At 70.9% G+C, this 22,504-nt stretch carries 21 protein-coding genes; 12 read left to right on the top strand and 9 right to left on the bottom strand.

Annotated features, from left to right (window positions below; all coding sequences use genetic code 11):
* Positions 1–354: 354 nt before the first annotated feature.
* From RMT89_RS13910 to RMT89_RS13890, 5 genes are all read left to right on the top strand, one after another.
* Positions 355–1,323, top strand: coding sequence for a sugar ABC transporter permease (locus RMT89_RS13910; protein ID WP_315884040.1), 969 nt, complete (start codon positions 355–357; stop codon positions 1,321–1,323).
* Positions 1,320–2,240 carry a carbohydrate ABC transporter permease gene (locus tag RMT89_RS13905; protein ID WP_315884039.1) on the top strand — a complete coding sequence of 307 codons (921 nt, stop codon included), beginning with the start codon at positions 1,320–1,322 and terminating at the stop codon, positions 2,238–2,240. Before RMT89_RS13910 ends, RMT89_RS13905 begins: the two co-directional genes overlap by 4 nt.
* Positions 2,241–2,242: 2 nt before the next feature.
* Positions 2,243–3,280, top strand: coding sequence for a hydroxyacid dehydrogenase (locus RMT89_RS13900; protein ID WP_399498093.1), 1,038 nt, complete (start codon positions 2,243–2,245; stop codon positions 3,278–3,280).
* 25 nt (positions 3,281–3,305) lie between these two features.
* Positions 3,306–4,766 (top strand): HAD-IA family hydrolase, encoded by a 1,461-nt coding sequence (locus tag RMT89_RS13895; RefSeq protein WP_315884038.1) that lies wholly within the window; start codon positions 3,306–3,308, stop codon positions 4,764–4,766.
* A gap of 74 nt (positions 4,767–4,840) precedes the next feature.
* Positions 4,841–5,677, top strand: a complete 837-nt coding sequence (locus RMT89_RS13890; RefSeq protein WP_315884037.1) for a hypothetical protein — start codon at positions 4,841–4,843, stop codon at positions 5,675–5,677.
* Here the strand turns inward: RMT89_RS13890 and RMT89_RS13885 are convergent.
* The gene (locus tag RMT89_RS13885; protein ID WP_315884036.1) at positions 5,658–8,081 is read right to left on the bottom strand and encodes a polysaccharide lyase 8 family protein; all 2,424 of its coding nucleotides are present in this window, start codon (positions 8,079–8,081) and stop codon (positions 5,658–5,660) included. The two genes, RMT89_RS13890 and RMT89_RS13885, sit on opposite strands and share 20 nt — an antisense overlap.
* Positions 8,082–8,248: 167 nt before the next feature.
* On the opposite strand from RMT89_RS13885, the gene RMT89_RS13880 reads away from it, so the two are divergent.
* Positions 8,249–8,860 carry a peptidoglycan-binding protein gene (locus tag RMT89_RS13880; RefSeq protein WP_315884035.1) on the top strand — a complete coding sequence of 204 codons (612 nt, stop codon included), beginning with the start codon at positions 8,249–8,251 and terminating at the stop codon, positions 8,858–8,860.
* A 250-nt stretch (positions 8,861–9,110) separates the two neighbouring features.
* On the opposite strand, the gene RMT89_RS13875 is transcribed toward RMT89_RS13880, so the two are convergent.
* From RMT89_RS13875 to RMT89_RS13860, 4 genes are all read right to left on the bottom strand, one after another.
* Positions 9,111–9,476 (bottom strand): hypothetical protein, encoded by a 366-nt coding sequence (locus RMT89_RS13875; protein ID WP_315884034.1) that lies wholly within the window; start codon positions 9,474–9,476, stop codon positions 9,111–9,113.
* 366 nt (positions 9,477–9,842) lie between these two features.
* Positions 9,843–10,760 carry a MurR/RpiR family transcriptional regulator gene (locus tag RMT89_RS13870; RefSeq protein WP_315884033.1) on the bottom strand — a complete coding sequence of 306 codons (918 nt, stop codon included), beginning with the start codon at positions 10,758–10,760 and terminating at the stop codon, positions 9,843–9,845.
* Between the two features lie 142 nt (positions 10,761–10,902).
* Positions 10,903–12,567, bottom strand: coding sequence for a phospholipid carrier-dependent glycosyltransferase (locus tag RMT89_RS13865; RefSeq protein ID WP_315884042.1), 1,665 nt, complete (start codon positions 12,565–12,567; stop codon positions 10,903–10,905).
* A 95-nt stretch (positions 12,568–12,662) separates the two neighbouring features.
* The gene (locus tag RMT89_RS13860) at positions 12,663–13,196 is read right to left on the bottom strand and encodes a hypothetical protein (RefSeq protein ID WP_399498097.1); all 534 of its coding nucleotides are present in this window, start codon (positions 13,194–13,196) and stop codon (positions 12,663–12,665) included.
* A 338-nt stretch (positions 13,197–13,534) separates the two neighbouring features.
* Between RMT89_RS13860 and RMT89_RS13855 the strand changes: the two genes are divergently transcribed.
* The gene (locus RMT89_RS13855) at positions 13,535–14,656 is read left to right on the top strand and encodes an ROK family transcriptional regulator (RefSeq protein WP_315884032.1); all 1,122 of its coding nucleotides are present in this window, start codon (positions 13,535–13,537) and stop codon (positions 14,654–14,656) included.
* Positions 14,657–14,717: 61 nt separating this feature from the next.
* On the opposite strand, the gene RMT89_RS13850 is transcribed toward RMT89_RS13855, so the two are convergent.
* Positions 14,718–14,867, bottom strand: a complete 150-nt coding sequence (locus tag RMT89_RS13850) for a hypothetical protein (RefSeq protein WP_315884031.1) — start codon at positions 14,865–14,867, stop codon at positions 14,718–14,720.
* Between the two features lie 60 nt (positions 14,868–14,927).
* Here RMT89_RS13850 and RMT89_RS13845 point away from each other — a divergent pair, with 60 nt between their 5' ends.
* The 5 genes from RMT89_RS13845 to RMT89_RS13825 all read left to right on the top strand — a co-directional run bounded on the left by RMT89_RS13845 (position 14,928) and on the right by RMT89_RS13825 (position 20,369).
* Positions 14,928–16,259: an extracellular solute-binding protein gene (locus RMT89_RS13845; protein WP_315884030.1), complete on the top strand. Its 1,332-nt coding sequence runs from the start codon at positions 14,928–14,930 to the stop codon at positions 16,257–16,259.
* A 152-nt stretch (positions 16,260–16,411) separates the two neighbouring features.
* A complete protein-coding gene (locus RMT89_RS13840; RefSeq protein ID WP_315884029.1) occupies positions 16,412–17,389 on the top strand; it encodes a sugar ABC transporter permease in 978 nt (325 codons plus the stop codon).
* A gap of 36 nt (positions 17,390–17,425) precedes the next feature.
* Positions 17,426–18,304 carry a carbohydrate ABC transporter permease gene (locus tag RMT89_RS13835; protein ID WP_315884028.1) on the top strand — a complete coding sequence of 293 codons (879 nt, stop codon included), beginning with the start codon at positions 17,426–17,428 and terminating at the stop codon, positions 18,302–18,304.
* A gap of 6 nt (positions 18,305–18,310) precedes the next feature.
* Complete coding sequence (locus tag RMT89_RS13830) at positions 18,311–20,140, top strand: hypothetical protein (RefSeq protein ID WP_315884027.1); 1,830 nt, start codon at positions 18,311–18,313, stop codon at positions 20,138–20,140.
* Between the two features lie 22 nt (positions 20,141–20,162).
* A complete protein-coding gene (locus RMT89_RS13825; RefSeq protein WP_315884026.1) occupies positions 20,163–20,369 on the top strand; it encodes a hypothetical protein in 207 nt (68 codons plus the stop codon).
* A gap of 783 nt (positions 20,370–21,152) precedes the next feature.
* On the opposite strand, the gene RMT89_RS13820 is transcribed toward RMT89_RS13825, so the two are convergent.
* The 3 genes from RMT89_RS13820 to RMT89_RS13810 form a co-directional block, all read right to left on the bottom strand.
* Positions 21,153–21,374, bottom strand: a complete 222-nt coding sequence (locus RMT89_RS13820) for a hypothetical protein (protein ID WP_315884025.1) — start codon at positions 21,372–21,374, stop codon at positions 21,153–21,155.
* Positions 21,375–21,607: 233 nt separating this feature from the next.
* Entirely contained in the window at positions 21,608–22,093 is a 486-nt protein-coding gene (locus tag RMT89_RS13815) for a glycosyltransferase (protein WP_315884024.1), read from the bottom strand.
* 111 nt (positions 22,094–22,204) lie between these two features.
* The gene (locus RMT89_RS13810; protein WP_315884023.1) at positions 22,205–22,498 is read right to left on the bottom strand and encodes an SHOCT domain-containing protein; all 294 of its coding nucleotides are present in this window, start codon (positions 22,496–22,498) and stop codon (positions 22,205–22,207) included.
* Positions 22,499–22,504: the final 6 nt, after the last annotated feature.

Below are 22,504 nucleotides of genomic sequence, written 5' to 3'. Positions count from 1 at the left end.
GCCTCCGCGTCCGGCGCCCTTCGCCGCCGGTGACCGGATTCCCTCCGCCTTCCGCCCTTCGCCGCTGACCGCCTCCGCTGCCCGCCCGGCGGCCCACGCCGACTGCCTCCGCGTCCGGCGCCCTTCGCCGCCGGTGACCGGATTCCCTCCGCCTTCCGCCCTTCGCCGCTGACCGCCTCCGAAGCCCGGCACTGCCGGTGACCATCCCTCCGCCTCCGACGCCGGGCACCACCGGCGACCATTCCCTCCGCCTCCGAAGCCCGGCACCACCGGCGACCAGCCCTCTCCGCCCCTCCGCCCCCGACTCCCGCAGCCGCCCCCCGCCCGCCGCCCAACCCCCGCCAAGGAGCCCCTGTGGCAGCACCGTCCGCCCCAGCCGTGCGCCCCGCGGTCGAACGCGCACCCGCGCCCCGGCCCCCCGCCGCCTCGAAGCTGCGGCGCAGCCAGCGCCGCGCCGCCGCCCTGTTCATCGTCCCGTTCTTCGTGCTGTTCGCCGCGGTCATGGCGGCGCCCATCGCCTACGCGGTGTGGATGAGCCTGTTCCAGGAGCGCTCCTCCGGACTCGGCTTCGGCGGCACCGAGCGGGTGTTCGCGGGCCTCACCAACTACACCAAGGCCCTGTCCGACTCCGGCTTCCGCGCCTCCTTCGGACACATCGCGCTCTACTGCGCCCTGTACATCCCCGTCATGATCGGCGGCTCACTCGCCCTGGCCCTGCTGGTGGACTCCGCGCTCGCCCGCGCCAAGCGGTTCTTCCAACTCGCCCTGTTCCTGCCGCATGCGATCCCCGGACTGATCGCTTCGATCATCTGGATCTATCTGTACACGCCCGGTCTGAGCCCGGTGCTCGACTGGATCGGCGCGCTCGGCGGCTCCTGGGACTTCTACCGCAGCGACCATGTGCTCACGTCCCTGGTCAATCTGACCGCCTGGCAGTGGACCGGCTACAACATGGTCATCTTCTACGCCGCCCTGCAGGCCGTTCCGCGCGAAGTGATCGAAGCGGCCGTCGTGGACGGTGCAGGCGCCCTGCGCACCGCCCTGCAGATCAAGGTCCCCATGATCGCTTCCGCGGTCGTCATGACCGTTCTGTTCACCTGCGTCGGCGCGATCCAGATCTTCACCGAACCCAAGCTCCTCAACCAGCGCGGCGCCCCCGCCATCGACACCGAGTGGTCCCCCACCCTCTACATCTGGAAGGCCGGTTTCGTGCAGCACGACTACGGCCTGGCCGCCGCCGCGTCCCTGATGCTGGCCGCCCTCGGCGTCGCCCTCTCCTACCTCGTCACCCGCCTCGGCAACCGGTGGAAGGCCGCGCAATGAGCACCCTCACCCAGGACACCGCACCCACCGCCAAGACCCCGGCCGCCCCCGAGCGCACGACGACCGCTCGTAGCCGCCCGGCCGGCGCCCTGCTCTCCAAGGGCTTCGTCAACGGCATGCTGATCGTCGCCGCCTTCTACACCCTGATGCCGATCAGCTGGCTGCTGTTCGCCGCCACCAAGAACCACCGCGACCTGTTCGCCACCTCCGGCTTCTCCTTCGGCGACTTCAACCTGTTCAGCAACCTCGAACGCGTCTTCACCTTCAACGACGGCATCTATCTGCGCTGGTTCGGCAACAGCATCCTCTACTCCGTCGTCGGCTCCGCCGTCTCCACCTTCCTCTGCGTCGCCACCGGCTACGCCTTCGACAAGTACGAATTCCGCGGCAAGGAGAAGCTGTTCGCCCTGGTCCTAGGGGGCGTCCTCGTCCCCACCACGGTCATCCAGCTGCCGATGTACCTGCTGGCCACCAAGGCCGGTGTCGTCAACACCTACTGGGCGCTGCTGCTGCCCGCCCTGGTCAACCCCTTCGGCGTCTACCTCGCCCGTGTCTTCTCCGAGGGCTATGTCCCCGGCGAGGTCCTGGAGGCGGCCCGCGTCGACGGCGCCGGCGAACTGCGCACCTTCGCCCGCATCGGACTGCCCATGCTCGCGCCGGGCTTCATGACCATCTTCCTGTTCTCGTTCACCGCCAGCTGGAACAACTTCTTCGGCGCCCTGGTGATGCTGAACGACGAAGAGCTCTACCCGGTCAACCTCGGCCTGTTCATGTGGAACAGCGTCACCCAGCAGCAGCCCGAGTTCTACTCGCTCGTGATCACCGGCTCCCTCGTCGCAGTCGTCCCGCTGATCGTCGCCTTCGTCTGCCTCCAGCGCTTCTGGCGCTCCGGGCTGACCGCCGGCGCGGTGAAGTGACGATGCCCGCACCGGAAGGCACCCCCCTGAACACCGCCCCGCGCCCCCACACCGTCCTGGCCATGGGCACCGGCATCCATCGCCAGCTCCTCGCCGAGACCGCCCTGCACCGCCTGCACACCGTCGCCCAGGTGGACACGACCACCACGATCACCGACCTCGCCACCGCCGACCCGGGCCAACTCGCCGCCGCAGAGGTCCTGTTCACCCACTGGGGCGCCCCGCTGCTCACCGAGGACGCGCTGTGCCTGATGCCCCGGCTGCGCGTCGTCGTACACGCCGCGGGCTCCGTCAAGCACCACGTCACCGACGCCGTCTGGCACCGTGGCATCGCGGTCTCCTCCGCGGCCGCCGCCAACGCCCTGCCCGTCGCCGAGTTCACCCTCGCCGCCATCCTCTTCGCCGGCAAACGCGTCCTCGACATCGCCCGCGTCTACGCCGACACCCGCGCCCACCCCGACCTGCTGCCGTACTACAGCGGACACGGCAACTACCACCGCACCGTCGGCATCATCGGCGCCTCCCGCATCGGCCGCCGCGTCATCGATCTGCTGCGCCCCTTCGACCTGGACGTCCTGCTCTACGACCCCTATGTCGACGCCCACGAGGCCCGCGCCCTCGGCGTCGAGCGCGTCGGCCTGGACGAACTGGCCCGGCGCGGCGACGTGGTGTCCATCCACGCCCCGCAACTCCCCGAGACCCACCACATGTTCGACGCCCGCCGCCTCGCCCTCCTCAAGGACGGCGCCACCCTCGTCAACACCGCCCGCGGCAACCTCGTCGACACCGACGCGCTCACCGCACACCTGGTCACCGGCCGCCTGCACGCCGTCCTCGACGTCACCGAACCGGACGTACCCCCGGCCGACTCACCGCTGTACACCCTGCCCAACGTCCTGCTCACCCCGCACATCGCCGGCTCCCTCGGCAACGAACTGGGCCGGATGACCGACTGGGCCGTCGACGAGGTCGCCCGCTTCGCCCAGGGCCGGCCGCTGGCGTACGAGGTCGCCCCGGACGAGCTGATCCGCTCGGCCTGAACACCCGCCGCAGGAAAGGACCTTCATGCCCGACGCCGCCCACCGCGTCCTGGTCGTAGGCATCGACGGCGTACGCCTCGACACCGTGAACCGGTTGTCCACCCCGCACCTCGACGCGCTGGCCGCCGAGGGCTTCCTCGCCCCGATCGAAGTGGACGAGGCGACGCCGACCATGTCGGGCCCGTGCTGGGCGACCGTCGTCACCGGTGTCACGGTCGCCCGGCACGGCGTGTGGAGCAACGACTTCACCGGCCACCGCCTCGACGTCTTCCCCGACTTCACCACCCGCCTCGCCGTCCAGGACGGCCTGCGCACCTTCGTCGCCGCCGGCTGGCAGCCCCTGCTGCAGGCCCGCGCCGGCGGCCCCCTGTTCGCCGCCCCCTCCCGGTCCGTGTACGTCTCCCCGACCGCCGACACCCCCGAGGCCTGGGAGCACTGCGACGAACAGATCACCGGCGCGGCGGTACGCGTCCTCGCCGACGCCCGCGACGACACGGCCGCCTCCTTCGTCTACCTCGGCGCACCCGACGAGACCGCGCACATCCTGGGCTGCGGCGAGGCCTACGAGACGGCGATCCGCCGGGCCGACGCCCGCCTCGGCCGCCTGCTCGACGCGGTCCGCTCCCGGCCGTCGTACCCCGATGAGCGCTGGACCGTCCTCGTCGTCACCGACCACGGCCACGTCGACGCGGGCGGCCACGGCGGCCGTACGGCCGTGGAGCGCACCGCGTGGCTGGCCGCCGCCGGCCCCGGCATCGGCGCGCCGACCCGCACCCTGCGCCATGCCGACGTCGCCGCCCAGGTGTTCGCCTCCCTGGGCCGCCATCCCGACCGGCACTGGACGCTCGACGGGATGCCCTTCGCGGCCGCCCCGCACGCCGTGCTCCTGGACATGGACGGCACGCTCGTCGACACCGAGTCGCTGTGGCTGCGCACGGTCCGCGAGGCCGCGCCGGACATCGAGCCGGACGACCTCTTCCAGGCCCTCGGCCGCTCGGCCGCCGACACCGCGGCCCTCCTGCGCTCCGAGGACCCGCGGACCTTGGCCGCGGATCTCGAAGCCCGCTTCCTGACGGCCGTACAGCGCGAGGCCACCCCACTTCCCGGAGCGCTCGAACTCCTCGACCTGCTCCAGGACTTGGACATCCCGGCCGCCCTCGTCTCGGCGTCCTCGCGCCCGGTCGTGGACACGGTGCTCAAGACGCTCGGCGCAGACCGGTTCCGCATCACGGTCGCCGAGGGCGAGACCCCGCGCACCAAGCCCGCCGCCGACCCCTACCTCGCCGCCGCCCGCGCCCTCGGCGTGGATCCCGCCGCCTGCCTCGCCGTGGAGGACTCGCCCATGGGCGTCGCCGCCGCCGAGGCCGCCGGCTGCCGCGTCCTCGCCGTCCCCTCGTACACGCCGATCGAGCCGGGACCCCGGCGCACGGTGCGCCGGGGCCTTGCGCAAATCGGCAGGCGGGAGCTGTGGGCGGCGGGGCTGTGACGCCTAACCAGACATTTGTTCGGTGAGCACCGGCGTGCGTACGATCGCCTCCCGTCCGCCCTCGAGGAGCCCGTATGCCGTCCGCCCGCCGCCGTCTGCTCTACGTCACCGACCTGGCCTATCCGGCCCGCGGGCGCCGGTACTGCGACGAGGACATCTACCTCACGTCCCGGCTGCGCGAGGACTTCGACCTCGCGCTGTGCCATCCGCGGGAGGCGGCCGCGCTGATGGACGGCTTCGACGCCGTCGTCGTGCGCAACAGCGGGCCGGTGCTGGAGTACCCGGAGGCCTACGAGGCGTTTCGCGGGCGCGCGGCCGACACCGGGGCGCTCGTCTACAACGAGCTGTCCGGGCGGGGCGACATGGCGGGCAAGCAGTACCTGCTCGACCTGACCACCATGGGCTTCCCGGTCATCCCGACCGTCGACCGCCCCGAGGACCTGCGGCGGCTGCCCGTGAGCGAGCGGTATGTCGTCAAGCCCAAGCTCGGCGCGGACTCGATAGGCCTGGAGATCGTCTCCGCCGAGCGGGCCCGCGAGCTGGCCGACGGCAGCGTCCTCGTCCAGCCGTGCGTGGACTTCTCCTACGAGGTCTCCTTCTACTTCGTCGACCGCGACTTCCAGTACGCCCTGTACGCCCCGGACCCGCAGCGGCGCTGGGAGCTCCAGCCGTACGAAGCCACCGGCGCCGACCTGGAGTTCGCCGGGCGCTTCATCGACTGGAACGGCATCGGCCACGGCATCCAGCGCGTCGACGCCTGCCGTGCCGCCGGCGGGGAGCTGCTGCTGGTGGAGCTGGAGGACCTCAACCCGTATCTGTCCCTGGACGCGCTGAGCGAGGAGCGCAGGGACGCCTTCGTCGGGGCGATGAGGGCGTCCCTGCACGGGATGTTCAGGCGAGCCGGACGGTGATCCGCTGGGTGGCGCCCGCGGTCCCGCTCAGGTCGCCGAAGGTGAGCCGGAGGGAGGAGCCGGTCGTCGCCGAGGTCACGGTGGCCGGCTTGGACGTCACCGAGGCGACCGCGCGGTTCCAGGTGAGGGTCAGGCTCGTCTGCATCCGCATCGGATCGCTGACGCAGATGACCGCGGTGCCGTCACTCCGCTCGTTGATCATCACGCAGCACGGGTTGCTCGCGACGAGGTCCCCGACGGTGCCGCCGAACCAGAAGGTGACCCCGGTGAAGCCCAGCGAGGGAACTGCCACGCCCTGCTGGTCGTTGGTGTTGGCGAGGACGGTCAGCCAGCCGGTGGCGGCGGCCCGTGCCTGGGTCTGCGCCGCTGTGGCGCCCAGCATGAGCAGATAGGCGTAGGTGCCGGCGGTCGGGTTCGTGCCGTGGTCGGCGTACATCGTCAGGTATTTGCGGTTCAGCACGGCGGTGGAGCCGCCCTTGTTGATGTCGCTCCAGCGTCCGTCGCGCGCCTCGCGCAGCGCCTTGATCGTGGCCCCGCCGGGGAAGACATAGCCGCCGTGGCCGCCGATGTGCGCCCACTTGGCGCCGGTGAGCGTCTCCGACCAGGGGTAGGCGAGGGGCTTGGTGGTGCCGTCCACCGTGAAGGACGTGTTGCCGGTGGGGCCGAGATTGCGGTTCTCGACCGTGGTCTCCACCGCTGTCCCGTCGGTGCAGCGGATACCGGCGCCGAGGCACACCACGGTGTCGTCGAGGAAGAACCACGACTTCTTGGCGAGCAGCGTGGACTGCAGCCCCTTGAGGTACTGGCCGATCGCCGCGCGCTGTCCGTCGGTGGTGCCGCCCACCCAGTTGACGTCGGGCAGGGAGACACCCCAGTCGCCGCCGGCCGCGTCCGCGAGCACCTTGCGCGAGGCGGTGGTGCCGGGCAGCCGGTAGGGGTCGACCGTGGGCCAGAAGGCGTCGCTGTACTGGCCGTTGCCGTAGGTGTCGCCCCACCAGTAGAGCATTCCGGAACCGGTGTGCCAGCCGCGCAGGTTCTCGCCGTTGCCGGTCTCGTAGTAGGTGATCCTGCGGTCCGCCATGCTGAGCGAGGCCGCCCAGCCGGGTCTGCGGTGGGTGGCCCGGGCCATGGTGGTGAAGAGCCGGTGGCCGGTCGGCTCGGCGATCGGCGTGATCGACGTGTCGTCCAGGACCGACTTGAGGCGGGCCAGGTTCGTCAGTCCGATCGACGGGTTGTTCATCGGCGGGCTGTAGTAGTCCCGCTGCAGCCAGCCCTTCACCAGTCCGCGCCAGCGCGCGTTCTCCGTCGCGCTCGCTCCCTGGCCGAGCAGAACGATCGACGCGAGGATCGGATGACCGCGCAGGTGATCGTTCTGCTGGATCTGCTTGCTGTCGGAGGCGGACACGCCCCGGCTGATCGCCCGGCCGGACACGCCGTCCATGACGAGGCCGTTGTAGAGGAAGGGCGCCCAGGCGTTCTCCACGGCGTCGAACACGATCTGCCGCTTGGAATCGGTGACGGCCCAGCTCGACCCGTTGAGCAGCGCGAACAGCATCCCGAGCCCGCCGAGCAGCACCGAGCCGTAGGAGCCGGTGTAGGGCACGGTGGTGTGCTGGATGAACGATCCGTCGGTGTACAGCCCGTCCCCGCTGGTGACATACGGGAAGACGGGGGACAGAGCGTCCCGGGCGAGTGCCACCTTGGCCGCGCTGCCCCCGACGATGCCGCGCAGCGCCAGCACCCGGCACAGGTCGACGCGGTTGGCCCCGGTGCTGGTGCCGGTGTAGTTGGCGACCGCGGAGTCGGGCACGAAGTGGTCCACCGCCGCGCAGTAGTCGGTGAGCCGCGCGGCGGTGAGCGAGTCGTACATCAGGACGCAAGTGTCCAGCAGCGCCTGAGGGGCGCCGATCTGCCAGCTGTACCAGTTGCCGTAGCGGGTCTGGTTCTCGTTGTACACCTCGGAGTAGAGGTGATCGAGCCCGGTCAGAATGGCGGTCTTGAGCGAGGTGTCGCCGGTCAGTCCGGTGCCGGGCTGGCAGTACGCCTGGGCGAGCGTGTTGAGCCGGTTGTAACTGGCGTTCAGGTTGCCCGAGTAGCCGTACGAATCCTGATCGGTGTCGGGTTCGGGGTCCGCGTACACCAGGTCCGGCCACAGTGACCCGGAGGCCGGTGTCATGGAGGCCCGCAACTGGCCGGCGGTGCTGCCCAGTTCCGCGAGCCGGCTCTTGAAGGGCTCGGCGGTGGGGCTGAACCCCTCGCCGAGCAGCAGCGTGCGCCACTTGGCCCGCAGCGTCGCGAACTCGTCGGCCTCCTCGGCGGCGCCGACAGGAGTGGAGAGCGTGAGGGCGAGCGCGGTAGCGGTGCTCGCGGCCAGAAGGCCGCGACGTGACCAACGAGTCGTCATGACGGCGCTTTCTAGCACGCCGTCGATCAAACGCTCAATAACTCTGGCTGAATTGAGCGTATCGATCGCTTCTCGGTACGCGGGCGGCTGAACCCCAGGAGGGGCGGTCCCGTATCACTCGGCGGAGTGATTTTCGCCCCCGCGCACGGGACGGAAGGAAACGAACCGTGGAGAACAACGGCCCACCCCTGGAACCGGCCCGAGTCCTGCGCCCCCGCCGCACCGACGCCCTCGCCGACCTGTTCCGCGAGCCGGATCAGGACTCCGGAGGCTACGAGCCCGTCCCGCTGCCCACCCCGCCTCACGGCTCCGAGGCCGATACCCAGGAACTGCCGCCCGTCCCCGGCGACACCGGCCGCGGCCCGCGCCGGTCCGGCCGCCCGCTGCCCCGAGCCGCCGTCGCGATCGCGGTGACCGCCGCGGCCCTGATCGGTTTCGGCAGCGCCCTCGTCCTGCCGCCCGACGAGGACGACAACGCCGCCCCGCCACCCCCCGCCCCCTCGCAGCCCTCCACGGTCTCGCACGTCCCCGACCCCGACGGCCCCGGCACCCTCCGCGAAGGCGACACCGGCCCCGAGGTCACCGAGCTCAAGCAACGCCTGCTGAGCGTCCCGGACGTGTACACCTCCGGCTCCGCCGGCGGCCGCTACGACACCACCCTCACGGAGGCCGTGGCCCGCTTCCAGCTCTGGTACGGCATCAGCGGCGACGAGACCGGCGTCTACGGCAACGACACCCGCCTCGCACTGGAGTCCCGCACGCCGGCGTTCGGCGACTGACGAGACCCGGCGGGCCTACTCGAACGCCGGGCAAGGGATGCGGAAAAGGGCTCGGACAGCATGTCGGCGGGCATCAGCATGGGCAACGGGCGCCGCGCACCCGGCGCCCGGCCCGCTCCGATCCGAAGGCCCCCCGATGAACGGCTCCCGCATCCCGGGCCTGGCGCTGCCCGTCGTCTTCCTGCTGGCCCTCGTCGTGGGCGCCGTCTGGTACTGGCGGCACCGCGACGACGACTGACCGGCGAAGGCGTCAGCGGCGGTCGGCCAGGGCCTGCGACACCGCCCGCACGCTTCGCGCGATGTGCTGCAGCTGCATGACCTCGGCCGCGTACAGCTTGATCGTGTGCTCGATGACCGACTCGGGCATGCCGAGCGCGGGGAGATCGGCCCGCGCGGTCTGCAGCGCGGTGCGGGCGACCCGGATCTCCTGCTGGACCTGGAGCTGCGCATGACGGGCGAGCAGCACCGGGTGGCGGATCAGTGCCGGGTAACTGGCGTAGCGCGCCGGCACCAGCTCGCGCAGCCACTTGGCCGCCGAGCGCTCCCAGTCGTAGCTGCCGGGCGCCTTGACCTGGCAGGGCCAGTCCGACGTGATCCGCGTGGTCATCAGGGTCATGGTGATCGCTTCCGTGTGCGGCGTCGTGAGGGTGGTCCGACGAGGTCGGGGCGGCCCCGGCCTAGGGGATGACCGGGGCCGCCCGGCTGAACACCCCGGGCGCCGACGCGGGTAGGAGACGGCGGCTCTGAGGGTGCCCGTCGCGGAGCCCGCGGGGCTGACGGCGTGCGCACGGCGGATGGGGTGACGTGCGCAGAGCGGACCGTCGGCTTTCTGCGGGCGGGTGCGGCGTGGAGCAGTATTTATATATGCCGTCCGCTTTGCAAGACGTATGAAAACATTCATGCTCGAAAAGGGGTGGATGATGCCCCTGTGCTCCGGTTTGGCGGCGGTGGCGGGGGACGGCTCCTGGGTCCCCGGCTCGCGTCAGTCCCTGAGGAAGAACTGGTGCTGGTCGGAGATCTGCTCGTACTCCTCAAGCCGGGCCTGGGTGCGCTCGGGGTCGGCGTCGGTCATGGCCTGGAGCAGCGCCGCGGCCATCACGCCGGGCGCGGCGTAGGAGTCGAAGACCAGCCGGGATCCGGTGCCGGTGGCGAAGACGACGTCCGCCGAGTCGGCCACAGGGCCGAGCGCCAGGTCGGTGACGAGCGCGACCTTGAGCCCGGCGCTGCGCGCCACCCGCACGGCCGTGAGGGTCTCCTGCGCGTGCCGCGGCATCGAGAACGCCAGCACCCAGGTGCCGCCCGCCTCGCGCGACTGGAGCAGCGCGTCGTAGGCGACGCTGCCGCCCCGCGTCACCAGCCGCACGTCGGGGTGGATACGGCGCGCCGCGTAGGCGAAGTACTCGGCGAGCGACGCCGAGATGCGCAGGCCCAGGATGGTCAACGGGGTCGAGCGGGACAGCTCGCGGCCCACCTCGATCACCTGGTCGGGGTTGCCGAAGTCGCGCCGCAGGTTCTCCAGGTTGTCGATCTCGGCGTCGACGGCCGCCTGGAGTTCGTTGCTGCTGTTCTCCTCGGCCGCGCCCCCCGCCAGGGCGCCGAGGGCGATCGACTGGAGCTTCTCCCGTAGCGCCGGGTAACCGCTGAAGCCGACCGCGCCGGCGAAGCGGGTCACCGAGGGCTGGCTGACCCCGACCCGCTCGGCGAGATCGGTGATCGACAGGAACGCGGCCTCGGTGATGTTCTCGATCAGGTACTGGGCGATGCGCCGCTGGCCCGGGGACAGATGGGGGCCGTCGAAGAGCGCTCTGAGCTGGGAAGTCGGGGAGGCCTCCGCCTCTGAAGCGGTCTTTCCCGAGGTGATCGCGGATGCCTGTGCGCGTGCCTGCTGCGGCGATGGCACCGGTGCGCCTCCTTTGTCTTCCACAGTGCCTCAACATAGCTCACGCACCGTGCTGACCAGGAGGTTGAAAGTGGGCATCAGGAGCGCGCTGAGCGCATGCGGAGCGATCAGGCACGCGTGACAGGGGCGCTGATCACAACGCTCACCTGCGATAAATGGTGATCGAGTGCCCGACCGTATCGATCGGACGACTGCTGTCGATCAACTCGGCCAGCTGCCCGGTCGCCTTGGCCACCGACGTGTCCGACACGACCAGCAGCCCGCGTACCTCCCGAGCCGGCACCGTTCGCGGATCGGCGGCCTCGATGCCGTAGAAGGACGGCACACCACTGCCCTTGTACACCAGCCAGATCCGCTCGCCCTCGTACCGCTCCCGCAGCCGGTCCGCCAGCCGGCCCAGGTCCTGCCCCCAGTCCACCGCCGCGTCGTGCAGCCGCTGATGGGTCTTCGCCGGCCCGCCGAACGCCTCGTTGGAGTACGGCAGGTAGTAGGGAAACGTCCGCAGCGAGCTGACCGCCACGAATGCCACCAGTGCCGCCGTCACCACCGCGGCGCGCACCCGCACCCGGCCGCTCCCGGCCACCAGTACACAGCCCGCCGCCACCGCCAGGAACATCGGCACGAACACCGCGTACCGCGTCCCGAAGTCCCGCGACCCCTGCATGGCCGCGGCCAGCAGCACCGCCGTGGGCACGAGCAGATACGGCGCCGCGGGCCGCAGCCGCCGTACCGCCAGGACCGCCACGGCACCCGCCAGCCACAGGGCCGACATCCCGAGCGGGGTCTTCACCAGCAGCGCGGCCGGCAGGTAGTACCAGAGCGAGCCGGTGTAGAGCCGCCCGAACAGGAACCCCTGCCACGGCTGGTCCTCGAAGGCGAACTGGATCCGCATCCCGTCCCGGTACGCCTCCGGGAAGGGCAGCAGCTCGACGGCCAGGCCCCGCAGTCCGTGCACCGAAGGGACTTCCTGCTCCGGCGCCCAGCGCAACCGCGGATCGACCACCAGATACGTGGCCCAAACGACGGCCACCGCGACCAGCGCCACGACGGCGGCGCCCGCGGCGGCTCGCCGGAGCGCGAGGCGCCGCCCCAGCCCCGACGCACCCCACCACACCGACACCGCCGCAAGACTCATCAGCACCGGCACCGCGGGCAGCGCGCTCATCTTCGTGGCCAGCGCCGCCCCGAGCGCCGCCCCGGCGAGCGGGAGGTACAGGCGTGGCCGCAGACGCGCCCGCCACAGCAGCCACACCGACGTCAGCACAAAGCCCGCCGCCGGTACGTCCAGCGTGGCCAGCGAGCCGTGCGCGATGAGGTCGGGGGAGAAGCAGTACAGGGCCAGGGCGGTCAACGCGGCCGCCCGCCCGGCCAGTTCGCGCGCGAAGGCGAAGACCACCAGCCCGAACAGCAGCGTCAGCACGATCACCGGCAGGCGCGCGAACAGCATCAGCCGCCACGGGTCGTTGCCCGACTCGTACAGCAGATGCCGCCCCACCTGGCCCTGGTCACCCTCGAAGGAGGCGTCGTAGCGGGGATCGGCGAGCGCCACTCCTGCTCCCACGACCAGCTTGCCCAGCGGGGGATGTTCGGGGTTGAGGCGCAGGCTGCGCTCGTGGAGATAGACGGCGGCCGTACCCACGTACACGGGCTCGTCGATGGTCGGCGTCTGCTGCACGGCGGTCGTCACCATCGCCACGGCCATCTGGGCGAGCAGCACGACCACCAGGAGCGGCACGAGCCAGGGCCGACGCAGCGGTTGCGGCGACGCAACGGCCGCGCGGCGGGTGTCCAGGAGTTCGCGTGCCATCATCCGCCCCGCGGTGCGACCGGCCGCGCGGTGGCGGGAGGGGTGCTGCGGCGACTCATGCGCCCACTGTGCACCAACTCCCGCCACCAGAGGCGTCACCGCTTCAGGAGTCGTACCGACAGACCTTCCGCCGTGTAGACGGGTACGGCGCGCAGGTGGCCGGAGTTCAGCTCGATCCGGTCGAACCGGCCGCGCAGCGCCGCCGCGTGCAGCACCGGCACCGTGCTGCCCACGGCGGCGGCCGTTCGGACGGAACCGGCGCCGGCCACGAGACCGACGCCCTTGTCCAGGCCCGCGGCGGGGACGAGCAGGTCGGCGTCGCCCACGACCAGCGCGGGCGCGTCGAAGTGCAGTTGCAGAGCGGTACGGATCCGGGCGCACTGGCGCGGTGTCTCGCAGGCGTGTCCGCCCACCGCCACGGCGGCCGGGCGCCTGCCGCCCGGCAGGGCGTCGGCGACCAGCGCGGCGAGCCAGCCGGCGGCGGCCACGGGGTCGTGGGGCCGCCGGCCGCTGCTGGCGCGGACACGGTCGGCGACCAGGTCCGCGTCCGCGACGGCGCGCAGATGCGTCTTGGTGCCGCCCACGTCGATGCCGACCACGAGCGGGGACAGAGGAGAAGCGTCCCGCACGGATTCTCCTTCGTCGTTGCCGTCAGCTGCGACGGCGGGCGAACCGTGCCTGGACAGGGGGAATCGGCACCTGGCGAAGGGTGCCACGGGCGAGGCGCGCGCACCGCGTCGAGCGGTGGCGCATCCCCGCGGGATGTCGGTCGGGAAGCCTCGGGACAGGCCTCTGACGAGTGCGGCAGGCGAGTACCGCCGGAGTTCGTTAGGAAGTTAACTAACGAAGTAGGGTGCGTCAAGAGGCGCGGAAATCCCGGTGCTGATTGCCCGATCACCCGACGCCGAACGATCCTTGCGGCCGGACGGATCCACACCGGACGGCCACCGCACGACCTGGGGAGACCATGGACCTGAGCGAGAGCGCCCGTGCGGTGTTCGCCGTGCTGGCCGGGGCGTCCGTCGCCACCCGGCCCCGGCTCGCGGCGGACGCGGGACTGTCGAAACCGACCGTGTCCTCCGCCGTCGCCGAGCTGGAGGCCGTCGGCCTCGCGGCCCACTCCGGCACCGCCTCCGGGGCCACCGGCCGCTCCGCCGCCGTCTACCGGCTCGGCCCCGCCGCCGGCGCCGTCCTCGCCGTGGACCTCGGCCCCGACCGGACCCGGGTACACGGCTGCGCCCTCGACGGCACCCCGCTCGCCGAGGGCGACGGCCCCCGCGCCGAGGCCGCCGACACCGTGCGTACGGCCCTTGCCGCGCTCCCCGCCGACGCCCCGCTGCGCGCCATCGTCGTCGCCATCGGCGATGTCACCACCCGCGACCGGGACGGCACCGGCATGCGGCCCGCGACCGCCAAGGCGGGTCCCGTCTACGACGCCATGGCCGTGGCCCTGCCCCCGGGCGTCCCCGTCCACCTGGAGAACAACGTCAACTGCGCGGCGCTCGCCGAACTGCACGAGGGTGCGGCCATCGGCCGCGACACCTTCGGCTACCTGCGGATCGGCGTCGGTATCGGCCTCGGCATCGTCATCGGCGGCCGGGTGCTGCGCGGCGCGAACGGCGCGGCCGGTGAGGTGGCCCGCCTGCCCTACCCCTGGGACCAGGGCCGCGAACCGCGTCGCGAAGCCCTGGAGGAGCACATCGGCGTGCGGTCCCTGCTGCGTCGTACGGCCGAGGCCTGGGGGGAAGCCGACGGGCCCTGCCCGCGCACCGCCGAGCGCCTCTTCGCCCTCGCCGACGAGGGCCACGGCACGGCACAGACCGTGGTGGCCCGGCACGCCGCCGACATCGGCCGGCTCGCCGCCGCCGTGGCCGCCGTACTGGATCCGGGCCTGATCGTGCTCGGCGGTGCCGTCGGCGCGCACCCGCAACTCCTGTCCGGTGTCCGGGCCGAGCTGGACGAGCTGAGCTGGCCCACCGAGGTCGTGAGCAGTGCCCTCGGCGACAACGGCACCGTCGTCGGGGCCACCCGGCTCGCGGTGGCCCGCGGAATCCAAACCGTGACCGGTGGGGGCACGGGCAGGCATTGACGGACTCCGGCCGCTTCTGCCAATGTCCGGACAAGCGCTTTCTGAACCGGCGGGACCCGGTTCAGGGCGGGGCACCGAGCCGTACGACAGGTACGGCGAGCCGGACGAGGGCGTGCTCGTCCGGACACGGCAGGGACGACGGCCGTGCACCCCCGCCCGCCAGGGCCGCGCGACCGGGCGAGGTCGCGGCAAGCCGGAAGGTGCCATCCACAAGGATCCCGAGCCGCATCGGCCGGCGGGCGATCCGTCACGCACATCCAGGGAGGACCCGGTGGGTCACCAGATCTCGCGCAGAACCCTCTTCCGCACCGCGAGCGGCCTCGCTGTCGCCGGCACCCTCGGCAGCGCCCTCAGCGCCTGCGGCGGCGGCACCGGCGCCGGCAGCACCAGCAGCGACCTGACCATGACCTGGTGGGGCAGCGACGACCGGCACGCGGCCTACAAGAAGGCGCTGGCCTCCTTCCAGAAGGACAACCCCAAGATCAAGATCCGGGAGACCTACTCCGGATACGACGGGTACTTCGACAAGTTCAACACCAACATCGCCGGCGGCAGCGCCCCCGACCTGCTCCAGATGGACACCGCCCTGGTCGCCCAGTACGCCCGCAAGGGCGTCCTCGCCCCGCTCGACTCCTACGTCGGCAAGTCCCTCGACCTCACCGGCTTCTCCAAGACCCTCCTCGCCGCCGGCACCGTCGACGGCAAGCTCTACGGCGTCCCCTCCGGCATCGGCGTCAACCAGCTCACCGTCAACCGCAGCGGCCTGGAGGAGCTGGGCCTCACGCTCCCCGACCGCGAGTGGACCTGGGCCGACCTGAAGAAGATCGCCACCGACGTCTACAAGAAGAGCGGCGGCAAGACCTACGGCGTCGACGACGGCGGTGGCGGCACCCTGCAGGCCTTCGAGGTCTTCGCCCGCGAACACGGCGAGACCTTCTTCACCGACGACGGCAAGAAGCTCGGCTTCACCTCCGACACCCTCCAGCAGTGGTGGGAGTACTGGGCCGAGATGCGCAAGGCCAACGCCTGCCCGCCGCCCGCCATCACCTCCGCCGCGCACAACGACCTCACCAAGAACGCGGTCGTCATCGGCAAGGCCCTGTTCACCTTCGACTCGGGCGTCTACGGCGCGGGCGGCTCGATCACCGACGCGCAGCTGGACTTCCTGCCCACCCCGCAGGGCGACCTCTCCGGCGCCCGCGAGGGCAACTTCGTCAACGGCGGTGTGCTGCTCAGCGCCACCAGGGCGAGCAAGAAGGTCGCCGACTCGGTGAAGATCATGAACTTCTTCGCGCAGTCCGAGACCGCGATCAAGGACATGCAACTGCTGCGCGGCATTCCGCCGACGGAGAAGGCGCGGAATCTGATCGCCTCGGGGCTGACCGAGACGGACAAGCTGAACATGGAGAACGCGGACTACATCGCGCAGCGGGTCTCCAAGGCGAGCAATGCGCTGCCGGCGCCGGTGCCGCCGCCGCAGGGGGCCGATCAGATCTGGGATCTGCTGTTCCAGTCGAACCTCGCGATCGCCTTCGGCAAGAAGTCGATCAAGGCGCAGTTGGGTGAGTTCTTCGATCAGGCCGCGGGGATTCTCGGAGGTTAGTGCCTCGGTAGGCCGTCGTTCGTGTGCGGTTTCGTTGTGGCTGGTCGCGCCCACGCGGCAGAGCCGCATATTGACACGGCCCCGCGCCCCTGACGGGGCGCTGCGGTGCCCTGCGTCGAGAGATACCGGGAGAGGGTCAGGGAGAGATGAGTATGACCACCGCGAAGACCGATGTGGTCGTGAAGGAACCGCCGGTCCCGGCGACCGCCTCCGACCAGCGGGAGCGCGACCGTATGCGCCGGCGGCTCGCCAGGCGGCGGGGCGGGGGCTGGTGGCCGTACCTCTTCCTGGCCCCCTGGTTCGTCGGGCTGTTCGGGCTGACGATCTACCCGATGCTCGACTCGCTGTATCTGTCCTTCACCGACTTCGACCTGCTCACGCCCGCGCAGTGGGTCGGGGCGGACAACTACGAGCGGATGTTCACCGAGGACCCGGTCTTCTGGGACTCCGTGCACGCCACGCTCGTGTACGTCGTGGTGTCCGTGCCGCTGAAGCTGGCGCTCGCTCTGGCCGTGGCGATGCTGCTCAACCGGGATCTGAAGGGCATCGGCCTGTACCGCGCGGCCTTCTATCTTCCTTCGCTGCTCGGCGGCGCGGTGGCCATCGTCATCGTGTGGCGGCAGGTCTTCGGCGGGGACGGCCTGTTCAACGACTTCCTCGGCTGGTTCGGCATCCAGGGCCAGGACTGGATCTCCAGTCCCGACACCGCCCTCTACACGCTCGTCCTGCTGGCCGTCTGGCAGTTCGGCACCCCGATGGTCATCTTCCTGGCCGGTCTGAAGCAGCTGCCGAAGGACGTGTACGAGGCGGCGGCGATCGACGGCGCGAGCCCGGTCACCCGCTTCTTCCGCATCACCCTCCCGCTGCTCACTCCGATCGTCTTCTTCAATGTGGTCCTCCAGATCATCGACGCGTTCAAGACGTTCACCCCCGCGTTCGTGATCAGCAACGGCTCCGGCGGACCGCTCAACTCGACCATGCTGTACTCGCTGTACCTGTACAAGAAGGGCTTCACCGACCTCCAGATGGGATACGCCTCGGCGCTGGCCTGGGTGCTGTTCCTGGTCATCGCAGGCTTCACGGCGGTCAACTTCATCGCCGGCCGCTACTGGGTCCATTACGACGACTGACGCCGCCCGACGTCTGAGCGAGGAGTCCTTCACCCCATGTCCGCCATCACCCCGAACGCCTCGCCGCTGGCGAAGCTCCGCTCGGCCACCGGCAGCCGCCGTATCTTCCTGCACACCGTGCTCATCGGCGTCGCGGTCGTCATGCTCTACCCGCTGCTGTGGATGCTCAGCAGCTCCCTCAAGCCCGACACCGAGATCTTCACCCAACCAGGGCTCATCCCGAACGCGCTGCGCCCCGAGAACTACTCGGAGGGCTGGAGCGGCTCCGGCAACTCCTTCTCCCTCTACATCACCAACTCGCTGATCGTCACGATCGGCGCGGTGATCGGAAACGTCATCTCCTGCTCGCTGGCCGCCTACGCCTTCGCCCGCTTCGAGTTCCGTGGCAAGAAGATCTGGTTCGGCCTGATGCTCGGCACCCTGATGCTGCCCACCCAGGCGGTGCTGATCCCGCAGTACACGATCTTCTACAACCTGACCTGGATCAACACGTTCCTGCCGCTGATCGTGCCGAAGTTCCTCGCGGTGGACGCCTTCTTCATCTTCCTGATGGTCCAGTTCATCCGCTCCATCCCGCGCGAGCTGGACCAGGCCGCGATGATGGACGGCGCCAACCCCCTCCAGATCTACTGGAAGATCGTCCTGCCGCTGATGAAGCCGGCCCTGATCACCACGACCATCTTCACCTTCATCTGGACCTACGACGACTTCCTCCACCAGCTCGTCTACCTCCAGCAGAACGACAAGTTCACCGTCCCCCTGGGCCTGACCCTCTTCCTGGACCAGACGAGCGGCTCCTCGTACGGCGCGATGTTCGCGATGTCGACACTCGCCCTCCTGCCCACGCTCATCTGCTTCCTCATCTTCCAGAAGAGGCTGGTCGAAGGCATGGCGACGTCGGGAATGAAGGGCTGAGAACAGATGCATCTCCCGCACCAGCGCGGCCCGTTGCACCACCTGCCGGACACACCGGAGGCCTACGACGCGGTCCTCGCCGGCGTCACGGAGCAGGCCCTGGCGCGCCTCACTCCCGAGGGCAACCTGGAGCACCCCGACTGCGTCGACGACATCGGCGACACCTCGCTCGGGGTGACGTCGCTGCTGGCCCTCGCCCACCGGCGCACCAAGGATCCCCGCCTGCCGGAGGCGGTCCTGCGCAGCCTCCGCTTCCACCTGCGGGAGCGGGTGTACACGCAGGACAACCCGGGCTACCCGAACCTGAAGGTACGCAACCGCGGTCTCCCGTACGCCCGTTACGTCCTGGAGCCCGGGGCGCACCCGATCGGGGACTGGCCCAGCACGGTGTGGGCGCTGCTCCAGCTGGTGAACGTGCTGGAGACGACGGACGACCTGATCGACGACGAACTCCGCGCGGAACTCGTTGAGCTGGGCCATGGCTACTGGCGCTGGCTGACGGAGGCGACGTTCTTCAACCCGCAGGAGGCGGGGAACCAGGCGATCGGGTGTGTGGTCGGCGGCCTGATGCTGGCGGGACACCTGCCGTCGCCGGAGGCCGAGACGGTCCGCGACCGCGCGCTGAGCCTGTACGCCGACGAGATCCGGGCCCACCGGGTACCCGACCGAGGCGCACTGCTGCCTCCCGAGCACGGCGGCGCCTACGACAACAACTACGGCCCGATCTCCCTGTCCTTCCTCGCCCAGGCCCACCGCGTGAGCGGCGAGGACGTCTTCGGGGAGGACGGCGACACCCTCGCCCGCTACATCGACGCCCGCCTGACGACCGGCGGCTTCGACATCGGCGGACCGCGCTACAGCGAGCAGCACTCGGGCTTCGAGTCGGTCCTGGGCCTGCGCTACTTCGGCCGCCGTATCGGCGCGGACATCGGCCGCTACCGAGGAGACACCCGGTGGGGCCGCCACGCGGTGAAACCGGACGGCGGCCTCGACGGTCACTTCGCCTTCATGCTGGTGTGGCAGATCCAGGACACGACACCGTGGCACCGCGCACCGTCCGGGACCCCTTCCCGCCACCAACTCCGCGCGGGAAACGTGTCGGTGGCCTTCGACACCCGTATGACCCCCTCGCTGATCGAGGCGGCGAACACCTACATCCTCCCGGCCGCGGTGAACCGACAGCACGGCTTCGGCCCGGTGATCGACGGCTTCCTGCTCTGCCGCCCGATGGGCGAGGTCCGCGTCCGGGACGTACACGCCGAGGGGCTGACGGCGAAGCTGGTCACCAAGCCGGTCGTGGGACGGGACCATGTCCTGCGCCATGTGCGGTCCTTGTACGTCACCGACGGCACGAGCCTGTGGATGACAGTGGCCGTGGAGAAGCTCCCGGGGACGCCGTACCTGCTCGCGGGCCTGCCGTACGCCGCGGACGACGGTGACCGGGTGCGCAGGACGGCGACCGCGCAGGTGACGGCGGCGGGCGAACTCCGCCTGACCCACCCGGAGCCGGACCGCCCGGACCACTTCGACGCCCGCACGGACACAACCCAGGAACAGGCGGCCTTCGCACTCGCCGCCGACCCCCGCGGCCACGGCAACCCCGACGAAGGCTGGCGTCACCTGGTCGCGTCGACGGCACTGGAGGCGGGACCGGCTCCGGGGGCGCCCGCGGACCTGCATGTGTTCGCGGTGCGGTACGGCGGGGTCGGCCCGTTCACACCGGAGTTCGGGCAGACACGGGACGGTTTGACCGTACGCACGGAGAGCTTCACGGCGACGATCGGCGACCCGGCGGGCGACGCGACGGGCGAGCCGCCGCTGACGCTGGGGGGATGAGTCAGTCGCTGACTCCGGGGGCGTGAGGTCACACGGGGAGGCCGAGCAGCCCCCACCCCCGCCGCTCGGCCTCGCCCACGACAACGGCCCTCTGGCACACGAGGGCGGCGAACTCGTCGAAGTCGGCGACCCACCGCCCCGGGCGCGCCGCACGGGAGTCGTAGACCTCACGAAGCTCCCCTGGCAGCGGCTCGGCCAGGGCCCACCGGGCGCTCAGGACCGGCAGTGAGGCCGGGGACGGACGAGTGTGGGGGTGGGCGGCCGCCAGGGCTCGGGGTCGGCAGGGAAGAGACCGGGCTCCGAGTCGTCGTCCGCCGCGTCCGGGTCAGCTCCCCACCGGATCAGACCGGCGAGAAAGCCGTCCAGAGGCTCGCGCAACGCGGGGGGTGTGGTGTTCTGGAACTCGTACCGCCCGCACCACGGCACCCGCGGCGACGCGGGAAACACTCACGGACCCTCGCGATCACCATGGGGGAACCCTAAGGGCCGCTTGGGGGGACGGTCGCATCGGGGGAGGAAAGCGTCCCTGCCAGGGGACCAGCCGGCGATGCCGGACGGCCCGCATGACCAGCGGGGCCCGCCCCAGCCGTCCGTGACGTCCTCGATGCGAAGGCGTAGGTATGCCCAGCGCAACGCACCAGGCCGACGGGTGCGCGAGGTGCGGGTGCCGGGAGGGGGCGGAAACTGAGACGGCCGCGCTCCTCGCGCCGCAGCACTGGAGACGCAGCCGACCAGCTGTGGAGATCACCGTCGCTCGTGAGAGCTAGGCAGCCTCGGGCCGCTCCGCACGCATGCCCGAGGGAGGCCCCTGTACATCGTCGGGCCCGAAAGTCTCGTCCTCCCCGAAGTCCGGGGTCTGGAAGGGGTTGGTGGTCGGAGGCGGCGATGCTGCGGTGGAGCAGCGGGGCTGCCCTTCCAGAGCGGAGAACAGCGACGTCAGGTCGATGAGAGGTCTCTCTTTCGGTACAGGTCCCCGAAGGGGCCTGGCGTGCCGTAACCGGGCACGGCGGTCCTACAGCTTGGTCATCTTGGCGTACGGGCTCAAGATCCGCATTTGCGCTGATCCGAAATCCACGAGTGCCGCGATGCCGTCCTCGATGCCGATGACCCGGCCGAGGCCGTACACATCGTGGGTGACCTGGTCGCCCACAGCGAAGTGCTTGGGAGCCGGGGCGACCGGGGCCTTGAAGGGGCTGGTAGGCAGATGACGCTTAGGTGCAGCATGCTTTGTCATTGCTCCCCAGTATGCACCTAGGACGGCCGTCGGAAGTGCTCTAGGTTGGCTCACGTGGGCGTGCGGGGGCGGACTTGTCAGTATGTGGGACCGATCGACCTGAAAACTGCGGCCGGGCCTGGCAGCGGCGGCAGAGCGTGCGCGAGGACGACTTCGCCTGGGTCCTCTGCGACAGCGATCTTCCTGAGTGAGTCCCGAGCGAACGGTCCTGGGGACTGCACGCTGCGCATTGTTCACGCGGACACCGGCAGCCCGCCGTGCCCGACGCCGTCCAGCAGCAGCTTCGCCGCCACCGTCGCCCCGTCGGTGCGGATCGTTCCGGCCACGGCGGTCGCGCGGGCCTGGGTCTCGGGGGTCAGGACCGCCTTGAGCGCCGTCGACAGGGACTCGGTGCTCGGAGAGGGATCGTCGTGTACCGCGCCGATGCCGAGGTCGGCCACGCGGCCGGCCCAGTACGGCTGGTCTCGGGCGGCGATCAACTCGGCCGCACGCTGCGCCAGCCCCGCCGCCGACCCGGGCGTCACCATGGTCACCACCGGCCGTACCGCCCGACCGGCCGGCACCCTCTCCAATCCGAGGCCGGCGAGCCGCTGCGCGAACTCCTCGTCCGGCGGCGCGCACACTCGTACCTTGGCGCCGAGCTCCCGCAACCGCACCGCCATCGCCGCTATCGGCTCGACGCTCCCGCGCGTCCCGTACGTCGAGAACACCACACGCATTCCGTGACCCCCCGTTTTTGTGATCTTGGCTCAGGCCGGTGATTCTGCGGCATGACCCGGGCCTTGCCGCAAGCCCCCCGGTGCGTTATGTGTTGATCATGGAGGGGCCCGTCAGGCTTCCAGGACCCGGCGCTTCTGCTCCTCGAACTCGGCCTCGGTGAGCACCCCTTGGGCCTTGAGGTCACCGAGCTGCTTGAGCTGTTCGATCTTGTCCGTCATGTCGGGGGCCGCCGCGGCCGGCGGCGGCTCGGTGTAGGAGGCCGGGGGAGGCGGGGCCGCCTCGTACGGGTACCGCTCCTGTGCCGCCCATCGGCCCTGCTGGCGGCGGGACACACGGTTGGACACGGCGGTCGCCGTTCCGGACACGATGGCGGTGCGCGCGACTCCGCGGAGAAGGCCTGGCATGACTGT

Origin of the sequence: Streptomyces sp. P17 (assembly GCF_032436805.1) — a bacterium.
Lineage (GTDB): Bacteria > Actinomycetota > Actinomycetes > Streptomycetales > Streptomycetaceae > Streptomyces.
This window is presented reverse-complemented; position numbering and strand designations above follow the sequence as displayed.